Source organism: Streptomyces sp. SM10 (genome assembly GCF_002910915.1).
Lineage (GTDB): Bacteria > Actinomycetota > Actinomycetes > Streptomycetales > Streptomycetaceae > Streptomyces.
Genome location: NZ_NEUF01000175.1, coordinates 21,718 through 33,309 on the forward strand (window position 1 = coordinate 21,718; position 11,592 = coordinate 33,309).

Below are 11,592 nucleotides of genomic sequence, written 5' to 3' on the forward strand. Positions count from 1 at the left end.
CCGGGGGAGCGGTGAGATCATCCGCGGGTGGTGTCGGTGGATGGCCAGGGGGGCTGATGATTTCCGAGCCGGAGATGGACGGGGCGGCCGGTGCGGCGGCAGCCCACGACGTGGTGGGCGACCGGGTGCTCGGGGAGCGCCGGCCACGGAGCCACTGGATGTGGGCCCTGGGCGGGATGGCCGTGGCCTCCGCCCTGTGGGCGGCAGCGGTTCTGGTGTACGGCGCCGACGGCGGGGGGAGGCCGGACACCCACGGCTACCGGCTGGACGCCGATCCCTGTCCCTCCCTGCGGCTCTCCTCGATCCGGACGGCGGTCGGACCGCGTGAGCCCACCGCGCCGAATCCGTCGGGACTGCTGCGGCACCCCGCGCTCGACGAGATCCGGTGCGACATCCCGCTGAGGGAGCGGTCTGCGGGGGCCGGGAGCGAGAGGGCCGGTTACGCCGTCGTCGTCAGGGTCGAACTGCACAAGGAGACCGATCCTCGGGCGGAGTTCGAGGCACGGCAACGGGTGACCGGGCGGGGGTACGAGCCGGGGGCGGAGCTGGAGTCCGTACCGGATCTGGGGGATCTGGCGTATCTGCTGACCTCGCGCGCCGGGAACGCCCGGCAGGAGATCCGGGTGCTGGAGGGCGGGGCGGTCTTCTCGCTGGAGCTGCACGCCTTTCGCGTGTACGAGGACGCGGAGGCCGCGGAGGGGCGGCGCGGGGCCGGCCTCCTCGACCTGGTGCCTTACCGGGCAGCGATGATCAGTGACATGAGGGAGCTGATGGCGGCCCTGAAGAGGGATGGGTGAGGGGCCGGGCCGGGCTGCTGACGTCCGGGATCTCCCCTCCCGCCCGCTGGAGCGGGCGGCCGGCTCCGGGCCTCAGGCCGACGCCCGGGCTCAGGCCGGCTCCCGGGCTCAGGCCGGCTTCCGCCACACGGAGATGTGATGCGTGGAGTCCTGGGTGAACGGCGTCCCGTCCCAGTCCGCGACACGGCGGTCCAGCTGGAGCCCGGCGATCCGCGCCATCAGGTCGAGCTCCGCCGGCCAGGCGTACCGGTGGCGGGAGGCGCCGCGGCGGTAGCGGCCGTCGTCGTCCTGGGTGAAGTGGTGCGAGACGAGCATCTGCTCGGCCAGGTCGAAGGTGTCGAAGCCGAGGTGGTGCTCGGACACGTCGAAGGGCACGGCGACCTGGCCGGGCGGCAGGAGCCGCAGGGGTGGCACGCCCAGCTCGATGACGAACCGGCCGCCGGGTTCCAGATGACGTGCCGCGTTGCGGAAGCACTCGACCTGCTCGTCCTGTGTCAGCAGGTTCGAGATGGTGTTGTAGACGAGATAGACGAGGGCGAAGGAACCGGGCACGACGGTGGTGGCCATGTCCCCCAGAGTCACCGGCAGCGTCTCCTCGTCGACCTTCGCCCGGAGCACCGCTGCCATGTGCTCGGACAGTTCGATGCCGGTCACGGGTACGCCGCGTTCACGGAGCGGGATGCCCACGCGGCCCGTTCCGATGGCGAACTCCAGGGCGCGACCGCTTCCGGCGAGGTCGGCGAGGAAGGCGAGGTTCGGTTCGAGGAACGCGGCGGAGGATCTTTCGGCCTCCTCGGCGTCGTAGCGGTCGGCGGTCGCGTGGTTCCACAGTTCACTACTGGTCACGAGCGGGCACTCTGCCGGGCGCCCGCGAGGTCTGTCGACCTGTTTTCCCTGCCGCGGGTCCGTCAGTCGACGCCGTGGCGCCGGGCGGACCCCGACGGTCCGGCCGGTCGTTCCAGAGGCCGCTTTTTCCGGGTCGGCTGTCGGTAAACCGGTGATGTGTACGGGTCTAGTCTCGAAGGATGACTGAGTACGGAAACTTCCCCGGCTCGCGGCCCCGCCGGCTGCGGACGACCCCCGTCATGCGGCGCATGGTCGCCGAGACCCGGCTCGACCCGGCGCATCTGATCCTGCCCGCGTTCGTGCGCGAGGGCATCGACGCCCCGGTCGCCATCTCGGCCATGCCCGGTGTCCAGCAGCACACTCTGGAAACGCTGCGGAAGGCCGCCGTCGACGCCGTCACGGCAGGCGTCTCGGGGATCATGCTCTTCGGGGTCCCGCTGGACGAGAAGAAGGACGGCCGGGGCACGGCGGGCACCGACCCGGACGGCATCCTCCAGGTCGCTCTGCGCGCGGTGCGCGAAGAGGTCGGCGACGACCTGGTGATCATGTCCGACCTCTGTCTGGACGAGTACACCGACCACGGGCACTGCGGGGTGCTGACCGAGGACGGCCGGGTCGACAACGACGCGACGCTGGAGCGGTACGCCGAGATGGCCCAGGTCCAGGCCGACGCGGGCGCGCACGTGGTGGGCCCCAGCGGGATGATGGACGGCCAGGTCGGCGTGATCCGCGACGCGTTGGACCAGACGGGCCACGAGGAGGTGTCGATCCTCGCCTACACCGTGAAGTACTCCTCGGCCTTCTACGGCCCGTTCCGCGAGGCGGTGGGCTCCTCGCTCCGGGGCGACCGCAAGACGTACCAGCAGGACCCGGCGAACAGCCGTGAGTCGCTGCGGGAGCTGGCGCTTGACCTGGAAGAGGGCGCGGACATGGTCATGGTCAAGCCGGCCGGGCCCTACCTGGACGTCCTGGCCAAGGTCGCCGACGCGGTGGACGTGCCGGTCGCGGCGTACCAGATCAGCGGCGAGTACGCGATGATCGAGGCCGCCGCGGAGAAGGGCTGGATCGACCGGGACGCGGCGATCCTGGAGAGCCTGACGGGCATCCGTCGCGCGGGCGCGCAGATGATCCTGACGTACTGGGCGACGGAGGTCGCGCAGCGGCTGGGGCGGTGACGTTTCAGGCGGTGACGGCTGACGGTTGACGGCGACCCGTTCCGTGTCGGTCACCGCGCGGCGGCGACGCGTCCACGGTCGCGGCGGTTCACCAGGGCCGTCGCCGCCGCGTTCAGGGCCAGGCCCACCCCCACGCCGAGCGCGTTGCAGAGCGCGTCGTCGAGATCGACGACCCGACCGTTGCCCTGGAGCAGCTGCGTGGACTCGATGAGGAATCCGAGACCGGCGCACAGCACGAAGCACTTCATCGCCGAGAAGCCGGGACGGAGGCGCGAGAGGAGCACGGGGAGCGGCATGAACATCAGGGCGTTCGCCGCCCACTGCCGGACGACCATCTCCTTCTCGCCCGGGGTGACGTACTCGCTGCTCGCTCGAAGCGTGTCGATGCCGGGGCTCAGCCAGACGCCGCCGCCTCCGGTACTGCTGTCGGAGGCGGCCAGCGTGGCCAGAAGGATCAGGGCGAGCCACAGGGTGAACGTGAGAGTCGCGACGCGTCGAACGACCTGAGGCCACCGCGCCTTGGCCAGGTGGGCGGTGAGCGCTCCCAGGAAGACAAGCGCCACTGCCAGAAGGACCGTTGTGGGTGTCAGGTGAAGAATGACGCGCCACATGCGCTGCTCCTCTCCTCACGCCCCGCTCGTATGGCATCTCCTCCTGCGAGGTTCCTTCTGCTTCGATGCCTGCGGCTTCAGGCCGACCGAGGCCGGGCTTGTGTCGCTGGAAGGCGTACGTCGCCGGGCTCCGGGATCTGCTCGCCCGCCGACTGCCCCGCGCCCGCCGAACCGAGGGAGCCCCGGTTTCCGAGCCCGCGGTCACAGCCCCAAGGTCGGCTGGTGCTGGGCGGGCAACCGGCATACGTGGCCGGGCGTCGCCTAGGCTGCGGGCCGTGGCGGCCGGGAGGGGGGCGGCGTCCGCGTGACCGTCCTGGACGCCCCTGCGCCGAACCGGGCGATGCCGGCCCGGCAACCGCGTCTGGAGCGCGCCGACATGGCTTCGCCGGTGCTCGATGACGTCGGCCGGTACGGAGGGTCCTGCCCCCGTTGATTCGTCGCGGGCGTCGACGGAGCGGCCCTGGGCGTACGAGGTCCACAACCGGCGTTCGGAGACGCTCAGTTCGTCGAGGCGCATAATCGGCGATCTTCCCGGTGCGGACCCCGTCCGGAACAAGCCCGCAAGGGAACGACGGGCTCCTACGGCCAGTCCACGAGGGCCATGAAGGCGATGACGGAGACGAACACGACGGCGGGCGCCGCCACCGAGAGGAGTGCGCGGGTGGCCGCCTGGCGTTGCCGCCAGGGGAGGGACCAGCTCGCCAGCAGGACGGCGAGGGACAGCAGGAGCCCCGTGCAGAGGACGGCCCATCCCGCGTTGAACGAGTCCGTGAAGCGTTCGGCCTGTGCGCCGTTGCAGGAGTCGCACGCCATGGGGGACAGCCCGCCGTAGAGCAGGGCGGCCCCCGCCGCGGGGAGCGTGATGAGCGTGGAGACCAGAGGGGCGGCCCAGGCGTGCGGCGCACGGGGGTTGAGAAGTTCATCCGACATGCGTACGAGTCAACGCGGCGCTGAAGGAGGCCACATGAGCGCTTCTACTCAGGGAGTGCGAGTACGCCCTTCCCCCTGCGCCACGGCCCGGGGGCGGGCCCCCCATGGGCTCGGGGGGCCGCACCAGTGCGTCCGGGGGCCGGTGCCTGTGAGGCTGGAGGGACGACAGCAGTCCTGATTCGCCTGGGGGAAGCATGGCCGTCTTCACCGCAACGTCGTCGCACCGCCGGAAGGTGTACCGCCGGCTGAGGGCGCCTGTGGTGGCCGTCTGCTGCGCGGCGCTGGTGAGCGGGCCCGTCGCCGTGGCGGCGGCAGCGCCGGACAGCCCGGGTACGCGACGTGGGGGGAGCATGCCCGGGGGGTCGCGCCACTCGGGTTCCAACGTCGCGGCCACGTCGGCGATCGTCCGCTGGTTCGGCGCGCTGCGGGGGCGGTGACGCCGCCGGCTGAGGTCGGGCGGTGCGTCACCGGCGGAGTGCGGCGTCGAGCAGGCGGGTCAGCTCGCCGACGCGGCCGCCGGCGGCCGGGGCGTGCGGATAACGCGCGAGTACGTGGGTGACCTCCGGTCTTGCGCGCCGTGCCGCTCGCTCGATGTGCGCGGCGCCGATGGTCCGATCGTCACCGGCGACCAGTTCGGCGGCCCTGGCCGCGTGGGCGGCTGCGCCGAGGATGTGCTTGACCTGGGTGGCCTTGGCCAGGGGGTGCAGATAGGCGGCCCCCGCCGCCGCCATCGCCGCACGCGCGGCTTCGCCACCGGCCGGGGTGCCCGCGCTCTTCGCCGCCTTGAGCGCAGCCCACGCGGTGTCGCGCAGGGCCTTTCCGCGTGCGCCGCCCCGGGCGAACTCCCGGGCGGCGCCGATCGCTTCACGGGGCCGTGCGTCGTCCGGCTGGTCGGCCTCGAAGACCTCCAGCACCGTCTCCGCGCACGCTGCGGCGTACGCCGTCACCTCGCGGAGGTCCTGCGTGCTCAGCTCGACCTCGGCTGCTTCCTCCGCCACGGGTGCGCCGTTCAGTTCCGGGCGGCGTACACGGCGAAGTCCGACCAGGCGGTGGGGGTGACGGCGAAGGTGGGGCCTTCGGGGTTCTTGGAGTCGCGGACGTGGACGGCGTTGGGGTGGGCGGCGACTTCCAGGCACTGGCCGCCGTCGCTGCCGCTGTAGCTGGACTTGCGCCAGTCGTAGGCGACTTCCAGGCAGGCGCCGCCCTGCTCGCTGCTGTAGGTCGACTTGAACCAGGTGAGTTCGGTGCTCATACGTCTCCTAGCAGCCGGTCCAGTAGGCCCCGCGATTCTTCGGTGTTGAGGGCCTGAGTCCGCAGCATCGCATATTTGCGTTCCAGGATACTCACGTCATCCGGTGCTGAAATGAGCTGGCTTCCGCGCTGCGTCTCCGTGTAGGCGAGGCGCTGGTGCTCAGGTGTTTCAAGGAGGATGAAAGGCCCGGAAAGGCCTGCGTGCGTGCGCCGCCCGAGAGGCATGATCTGCACGGTGACCCCAGGGATTTCAGTGCACTCACGTACGTGACGAAGGGCGCCCGCACGTACTTCGTCCCCGCCCAGGCGGTCGATCAGAGTCGCCTCTGAGATAACGAAGCTGGCAGTCGGGGGCTCGTGTTGGTGCAGGATCTGCAGACGTTCAAGTCGCGTTGAGACCCGTTGGCTGATCTCGTCCTCGCTGAGGGCAGGTACGTCTGTGCGGAACACCGCTCGCGCATAGCCCTCCGTCTGGAGCAGCCCCGGCAGCACCTGGTTCTCGAACCACGACAGTGCCAGCGCCTCCCGCTCCAGGTCCATGTACTGCTCCGCCCACGCCGGGATCAGGTCCACCTCCGGCATGTTCTCCACTGCCGTCTCCAAGGCCCCCTTCGTGCTCAGGAGCTGGTCCAGGCGGCGGGCGAGGTCGGGCAGGAGGGTGCGGCGGCCCTGCTCGATGGAGGCGATCGTCTCCAGCTGGACGGCGGCCCGGTCGGCCAGCTGGGCCTGGGTCAGGTCGGCTGCGACGCGGAACAGGCCGACCAGTTTGCCGACGAGCTTCATCGCCGACGCGTTCCTGCTGCGGCGCTTCCTGGGGTGCATACGGTCGGACTCCCCGCCCTCGTACGTACTTCACGCATGCGCGGCCCGTACAAGAGATCTGTACGGGCTCACATACTGCTTGAGGGTATGTACGCAGAGTGACCCTTGTCTCATGAACGAGACGATGCAACCCTCCCTCCTGCGCGAGCGGTTCTGCCGGCGTGAGCGCAGGTCCGTGCCCGCCGTACGGGAGTTCGCGGAGGCCGCTGCGGTCGACTGGGGGTTCGGGGCGCGGCTGGACGATGTGCTGCTCTGTGTGAGCGAGTTGGCGACCAACGCGCTGCTGCACGGGGTGCCGCCGGGGCGCGGCTATCTCGTACGGCTGACCCTGGGGGAGCAGGGCCGGGAGCTCGTCCTCGAAGTGCACGACAGCGGGGGCGGGGATCCTGTGGTCCTGGAGCCGTGCGGTGAGTCGGGGCGGGGGCTGCTGCTCGTGGAGGCGCTCGCCGATCGGTGGGGTGTCGGGGAGCGGGACCCCGGGAAGGTCGTGTGGTGCGTCTTTTCGAAGCCGGGGCTGCCGGAGTCCGGGCTCGGACCGATGTGAGGATCCTGCCGCATGGCTACTCTGCCCGATGGCCGTGCCGTTCCCCCCGCGTACGCCGATGAGCGTCCCATGCTGATGAGTTGGCTGGACTTCCACCGGGCGACCCTCGCCCTGAAGTGTGAGGGGCTCGACGACCGTCAGGTGCGGACCGCGTCGGTCGCGCTGTCGGAGATGACACTGCTCGGGCTCGTGCAGCACGCGGCCGAGGTGGAGCGCAACTGGTTCCGGCGGATCTTCGGAGGGAAGGACCTGCCGCCGGTCTACGCGGGAGAGGGGCGCGAGGACGGCTTCGCGCTGGTGACCGGCCGGGGGCGAGGGGCTGTCGCTCCGCTGGATCTTGTGCACATGATCGAGGAGTACGCCCGCCACAACGGCCACGCGGACCTGCTGCGGGAGGGCATCGTCGGGGTGACGGGCTCCTGACGGCAGCGTCGACCACATGCACCGACGCAGCGGGCCCGGCACCGTTGTCCGGTGTCGGGCCCGCTGGGTGGATCAGCGCCTGGAGCGAGGCGCCCGGCGGGCACCCCGGCTCACGCGTCAGGCGTGGGAGCCGGCCTTGCGGCGGCGTACGACGAACACCGCGCCCGCGCCGATCGCCAGCGCCGCGCCGCTCGCGAGGGCGAGCTGCGACGTGGCGTCGGACGAGCCCGTCGCGGCGAGGGTGCCGCCCACCGGACTGGCCGACGCGCCGGTCTGCGTCGTGAGGTTCGAGTCCTTGGGCTTGGTGGTTTTGACCGTGGCGTCCGGGACCTTGCCGGGCTTGCTGCCGGCTGCGGCGATCATGAACTCGTAACCCTCGAGGTCCGGGCTGCCGCCGCAGGTGCCGTCCTCGTTCCAGTAGTCACCGGCGACGAAGGTGACGCCGTTGCCCGCGGGGGCCTTGGCGTCGACCGTCAGGCGCATCTTGATGTCGGCGTGGGCGCCGGCCTTCAGCGGGCTGACGCGGTCGATGTAGTGCTCGTTGTCGACGTTCTTCCACGTCGAGGACTTGGCGGAGGACCACTGGAGATGCACCAGGTCGTCGAGGCCCTTGAGGCCGGACGTGTCGGTCGCGTGGACGTAGACGAACGGGTAGACCTCGTCCAGCGTCCTGTCGGTGCCGTTGGTCACCCGGAGCTTGAAGTCGGTCTTCGTGCCGGCGACGACCGTGGACGGCAGGCCGGTGACGACCGTGGTGAGCTTGGGCTCGGGGACGCAGGTGTCGTCCTCGTTGCCGTCCTCGCCGCCCTCGGCCTCCTCTTCCTTGGCCTTGGCCAGGGCAGCGTCGGCTGCGTCCTTGTCGGCGAGCGCGGTCTTGGCCACCTCCTGTGCCGTGTCGATCGCCTGTGCCGCGGTGACGCGGGCGTCGTTCCACGCGGCCAGCGCTTCCGTGGCCTTGGTGTCCGCGGCGACCTTGGCCTCGCCGGCTGCCTCGGCCTCGGCCTCGGCCTCGGTGACCGCGGTCGTGGCCGCGGTCTTCTCCTCCTCGGTGGCGTCTCCCGGGAGGGCCTTCAGCGCGGTCTGGGCGTCGATGACGGCCTGGTCGGCGGTCGCCTTCGTGGTGGCGGCCTGGTCGGCCGCCATCCTGGCGGCGTCGGAGGCCGCCTTCAGGGGGGAGTCGTCGGTTTCGAGTGCGTCCAGTACCGCCTTGGCGGCGTCCACGGCAGCCACCGCGTCGTCGTACGCCGCCTGCGCCGCTGCGGCGGCCTTCTCCAACTCCGCGATGGACGGCTTGTTCTGCGTCTGCGCCGCCGGCTTGTCGTCGGCGAACGCGGGGGTGACCGACAGCAGGAGGACGGGCGTGGTCACTGCGGCGGCAACAGCGGTGGCGAGAACGCGGCGGATCTTCACATGGGCCCTTCGGGTGCGAGACAAGAAGAAGAGGAAGTCGCTGCGGAATGGGACACGCAGAGGCGACTTCAGGTGATCGTATGACCGGAGGGACATCCGGGCATCACACCTTCTTCACGCGTTCCGGCCTCTACCACATCGGCGGGGCAGACAGAAAAGGCGAATGGGTGCAGTTGCCTTCTCTTCCTGTGCTTTCGCTGTGATCAATGCCACAGGGGGTGGGCCCGCGACGTTCCGGGCGATCCCGTCGCGGGTCCTGCCCGCCCTTCGGAGCCGGTCAGTACATCAGCGCGTCGTCCCTCTCGGTCTGCCAGTACGTGACCGTAAGGGTGCTGTCGACGTAGACCTTCTTGGAAAGCGGGACCCGCACCGACGTCCCCGTGGAGCCGCCCTCGGCGTCCTGGAAGTGCACCCCCAGGTCCTTGGTGGAGTAGCCGCCGATGCCGCTGCCGTCGGCGGAGGAGGTCATGACGCCGGTGTACGCGGACTCGCCGGGGTCGATGACGACGACCGACTGGGGCCGGCTGTCCTCGGTGACCTGGGGCACGGCCTGCGCCTCGCCGAACCGGAGGAACGGATAGGCGTAGGCGTAGCAGGACTTCGAGCCGGTGTTGGTCGCCGTGAGCAACATGTGGTTGATGGGCCGCTGGACGGCCGTCATGGTGAGCTTGGTGTTCGCGCCGGTGCAGGTGGGCAGGGTCGCGCTGCCCCCGGCGTTGCTGCCGCCGCCCTGCCGCTGTTCCGCCACCGGCTTTGCGGGGGTCTTGCCCGAAGAGGAACCGGAACCCGTCACGGAGGAGGAACCGGAATCCCCGGAGTTCGGCTTTTCGGCCGCCTTGCCGGTGTCGGCCACCGGGACTGCGGAGGTGCCGGAGGCCGCCGAGTCGCCGGCGTCGCCGGCGGACTCCGTGCCACCGCTCTGGCAGGCCGTCAGGGACAGGGCGGCGATCAGTGCGGTGGTGCCCAGGACGGAGGTGCGGGTGGCACGGCGGAAGCGAAGGTCGCGCATGAGTGGTTCTCCCCGTTCGAAGGTGGTGCGGGCCCGGGGCGCCGGGTTGGCGCCGTGAGGTACGGGCGGGTGTACTGAGCGGTGACGCATGATCAGAGGCGTTACAGGAGCGACAGGACGATCGCGATGCAGGCGATCAGGACTCCCGTGGCGACCGCGTCGGTCAGATTGATCTCGGGTCGGCTACGCACGGCGGCTCCCGGGACGGAGTGGGGGTGGGATGTACGGGTCGCGGGGAACGCCGCGGTGTGTCCACATCCTTCTCCGCTCCGGAATCCGGTCGCAACGGCTGCCGGGGCATGCGGGACGCTGGAACGCATTTACCTGCTCTGACCTGCGCGGACATCACCTCCCTGGGACGCCGTTCCGGGAAGGAACGGAAAGGGAACGGTCGGGGTGGGCACAGAGATCCAGGATTTCGCGGCGCTGCTCAGGGAGCTGAAGGAGCGGTCCGGGCTCAGCTACGGGGCGCTCGCGCAGAAGCTGCACATGAGCACCTCGACCGTGCACCGCTACTGCAACGGGGACGCGGTCCCGCACGACTACGCGCCCGTCGAGCGCTTCGCGCGGGTGTGCCGGGCGTCCGCCGACGAGTTGATGGCGCTGCACCGCAAGTGGATCCTCGCGGACGAGGCCAAGCGGCGGGGTTCGCGGAGGCCGGGGCCGGAGGCGGGCGCGGACATCGGCGGTGGGGCTGTAGAGGCGGGAGCTGAAGCGGAGCCGGAGCCGCAGGCGGAGGTGGAATCCACTTCGGTAGCCGAAACCGCGCATCTTTCGGGGGACGTGACGCCCGAGGGACCCCGCCCCGGTACCGCGCCCGTTGCCCGTCGGCGCACCAGCAGGAGGCTGCGGGTCCTGCTCACCGCGGTGGCGGTCGTCGCGCTCACTGTGCCTGCCGCGCTCGTCGTGCGGGGGGCCGGGAACGACGAAGGCGCCGACGACAAGCGGGCGGACGCGGAGTTCAGTCCCACGCAGGTGGTGCCCAGCGGCGAGGTGAGCCCGAGCGGGAAGCCGAGCAGGAGCAGCAGCCCCTCCGCGGCTCCCGGCGCCACCGCTTCCTCACCGGGCGCGGGCGGTGGTGGTGCCGGGACCGGGACCACCACCTCGCCGTCCTCGGGCGGACAGCAGGGCGGCGGTGTTCCCGTGCACGCCACGATCAGCTCGTACAACTGGGAAGCGCCCTGCGGGCAGTACTACCTGCTCGACCAGAAGCCCGACGACGTGCCGCCGCCGCCCGCACCTCAGGACACCCGCGGATGGGCGCGCGCCCTCGGAGGCGTCGACGGCGGTGCCATGCTGCTCGCGCTCACCCTCCAGGGGACGTCCGGCCAAGCGGTCGTGCTGGAGGGGCTGCACGTGCGGGTGCTGGGGCGCGACGCGGCTCTCGCCCGGTCCGCGTACTCGATGGGGAGCGGGTGCGGCGGAGGCGTCACGCCGCAGAGCTTCGACATCGACCTGGACGACAGCCGGCCGCGCTCGACCCCCGTCGCGGGGACGGACGGTGACACGGTCGTGCCCGCGAAGGACTTCCCGTACCGGGTGAGCTCCACGGACGTCGAGGTGTTCCACCTGGACGCGCACGTGGAAGGGCACGACGTGACCTGGTACCTGGAGCTGGAGTGGACCAGCGGGGGCCGGAGCGGGACGCTGCGCATCGACGACGGGGGCAAACCGTTCCGTACGAGCAGTCTCACCACCCGGCCGAAGTACTACTACCGCTCGGACACGGCCCAGTGGGTCCCGGAGGAGAACTGACGGCTCCCGGCCGGCCGAT

General features: G+C 71.0%; 14 protein-coding genes. 6 read left to right on the top strand and 8 right to left on the bottom strand.

Features of this window, described 5'->3' with window-relative positions; genetic code table 11:
• Window positions 1-56 precede the first annotated feature (56 nt).
• A complete protein-coding gene (locus B9S57_RS28830; RefSeq protein WP_103760114.1) occupies window positions 57-797 on the top strand; it encodes a hypothetical protein in 741 nt (246 codons plus the stop codon).
• A gap of 108 nt (window positions 798-905) precedes the next feature.
• On the opposite strand, the gene B9S57_RS28835 is transcribed toward B9S57_RS28830, so the two are convergent.
• Window positions 906-1,643 carry a class I SAM-dependent methyltransferase gene (locus B9S57_RS28835; protein ID WP_103760115.1) on the bottom strand — a complete coding sequence of 246 codons (738 nt, stop codon included), beginning with the start codon at window positions 1,641-1,643 and terminating at the stop codon, window positions 906-908.
• Between the two features lie 179 nt (window positions 1,644-1,822).
• On the opposite strand from B9S57_RS28835, the gene hemB reads away from it, so the two are divergent.
• The gene (hemB, locus tag B9S57_RS28840; RefSeq protein WP_103760116.1) at window positions 1,823-2,818 is read left to right on the top strand and encodes a porphobilinogen synthase; all 996 of its coding nucleotides are present in this window, start codon (window positions 1,823-1,825) and stop codon (window positions 2,816-2,818) included.
• A gap of 50 nt (window positions 2,819-2,868) precedes the next feature.
• Here hemB and B9S57_RS28845 read toward each other — a convergent pair whose 3' ends face one another.
• Entirely contained in the window at window positions 2,869-3,429 is a 561-nt protein-coding gene (locus tag B9S57_RS28845) for a VanZ family protein (protein ID WP_103760117.1), read from the bottom strand.
• Between B9S57_RS28845 and B9S57_RS36555 the strand changes: the two genes are divergently transcribed.
• Window positions 3,428-3,694, top strand: coding sequence for a DUF5701 family protein (locus B9S57_RS36555; protein ID WP_103760118.1), 267 nt, complete (start codon window positions 3,428-3,430; stop codon window positions 3,692-3,694). The genes B9S57_RS28845 and B9S57_RS36555 overlap by 2 nt on opposite strands.
• 314 nt (window positions 3,695-4,008) lie before the next feature.
• On the opposite strand, the gene B9S57_RS28855 is transcribed toward B9S57_RS36555, so the two are convergent.
• From B9S57_RS28855 to B9S57_RS28875, 4 genes are all read right to left on the bottom strand, one after another.
• Window positions 4,009-4,359 (bottom strand): hypothetical protein, encoded by a 351-nt coding sequence (locus B9S57_RS28855; protein WP_103760119.1) that lies wholly within the window; start codon window positions 4,357-4,359, stop codon window positions 4,009-4,011.
• Between the two features lie 464 nt (window positions 4,360-4,823).
• Window positions 4,824-5,357 carry a putative immunity protein gene (locus B9S57_RS28865; protein ID WP_103760121.1) on the bottom strand — a complete coding sequence of 178 codons (534 nt, stop codon included), beginning with the start codon at window positions 5,355-5,357 and terminating at the stop codon, window positions 4,824-4,826.
• 11 nt (window positions 5,358-5,368) lie between these two features.
• Window positions 5,369-5,611 (bottom strand): DUF397 domain-containing protein, encoded by a 243-nt coding sequence (locus tag B9S57_RS28870; protein ID WP_103760122.1) that lies wholly within the window; start codon window positions 5,609-5,611, stop codon window positions 5,369-5,371.
• Complete coding sequence (locus B9S57_RS28875; protein ID WP_258036687.1) at window positions 5,608-6,393, bottom strand: helix-turn-helix transcriptional regulator; 786 nt, start codon at window positions 6,391-6,393, stop codon at window positions 5,608-5,610. Before B9S57_RS28875 ends, B9S57_RS28870 begins: the two co-directional genes overlap by 4 nt.
• A gap of 151 nt (window positions 6,394-6,544) precedes the next feature.
• Between B9S57_RS28875 and B9S57_RS28880 the strand changes: the two genes are divergently transcribed.
• The gene (locus B9S57_RS28880; protein ID WP_103760124.1) at window positions 6,545-6,976 is read left to right on the top strand and encodes an ATP-binding protein; all 432 of its coding nucleotides are present in this window, start codon (window positions 6,545-6,547) and stop codon (window positions 6,974-6,976) included.
• A gap of 12 nt (window positions 6,977-6,988) precedes the next feature.
• Window positions 6,989-7,399: a DinB family protein gene (locus tag B9S57_RS28885; protein ID WP_103760125.1), complete on the top strand. Its 411-nt coding sequence runs from the start codon at window positions 6,989-6,991 to the stop codon at window positions 7,397-7,399.
• Window positions 7,400-7,516: 117 nt separating this feature from the next.
• Here the strand turns inward: B9S57_RS28885 and B9S57_RS28890 are convergent, their stop codons facing one another.
• Together B9S57_RS28890 and B9S57_RS28895 are read right to left on the bottom strand one after the other, a co-directional pair.
• A complete protein-coding gene (locus tag B9S57_RS28890) occupies window positions 7,517-8,809 on the bottom strand; it encodes an LAETG motif-containing sortase-dependent surface protein (RefSeq protein WP_103760126.1) in 1,293 nt (430 codons plus the stop codon).
• A 277-nt stretch (window positions 8,810-9,086) separates the two neighbouring features.
• Window positions 9,087-9,818 carry a DUF4232 domain-containing protein gene (locus B9S57_RS28895; protein WP_103760127.1) on the bottom strand — a complete coding sequence of 244 codons (732 nt, stop codon included), beginning with the start codon at window positions 9,816-9,818 and terminating at the stop codon, window positions 9,087-9,089.
• Between the two features lie 396 nt (window positions 9,819-10,214).
• On the opposite strand from B9S57_RS28895, the gene B9S57_RS28900 reads away from it, so the two are divergent.
• Entirely contained in the window at window positions 10,215-11,573 is a 1,359-nt protein-coding gene (locus tag B9S57_RS28900) for a helix-turn-helix transcriptional regulator (RefSeq protein WP_103760128.1), read from the top strand.
• The last annotated feature ends 19 nt before the right edge of the window (window positions 11,574-11,592 follow it).

Bases quoted from the DNA above. Each gene is read 5' to 3' on its own strand.
- B9S57_RS28895 (WP_103760127.1), bottom strand. From the start codon at position 9,818: ATGCGCGACCTTCGCTTCCGCCGTGCCACCCGCACCTCCGTCCTGGGC.
- B9S57_RS28845 (WP_103760117.1), bottom strand. From the start codon at position 3,429: ATGTGGCGCGTCATTCTTCACCTGACACCCACAACGGTCCTTCTGGCA.
- hemB (WP_103760116.1), top strand. From the start codon at position 1,823: ATGACTGAGTACGGAAACTTCCCCGGCTCGCGGCCCCGCCGGCTGCGG.
- B9S57_RS28875 (WP_258036687.1), bottom strand. From the start codon at position 6,393: ATGAAGCTCGTCGGCAAACTGGTCGGCCTGTTCCGCGTCGCAGCCGAC.
- B9S57_RS28855 (WP_103760119.1), bottom strand. From the start codon at position 4,359: ATGTCGGATGAACTTCTCAACCCCCGTGCGCCGCACGCCTGGGCCGCC.
- B9S57_RS28880 (WP_103760124.1), top strand. From the start codon at position 6,545: ATGAACGAGACGATGCAACCCTCCCTCCTGCGCGAGCGGTTCTGCCGG.
- B9S57_RS28870 (WP_103760122.1), bottom strand. From the start codon at position 5,611: ATGAGCACCGAACTCACCTGGTTCAAGTCGACCTACAGCAGCGAGCAG.
- B9S57_RS28830 (WP_103760114.1), top strand. From the start codon at position 57: ATGATTTCCGAGCCGGAGATGGACGGGGCGGCCGGTGCGGCGGCAGCC.
- B9S57_RS28885 (WP_103760125.1), top strand. From the start codon at position 6,989: ATGGCTACTCTGCCCGATGGCCGTGCCGTTCCCCCCGCGTACGCCGAT.
- B9S57_RS36555 (WP_103760118.1), top strand. From the start codon at position 3,428: ATGCGCTGCTCCTCTCCTCACGCCCCGCTCGTATGGCATCTCCTCCTG.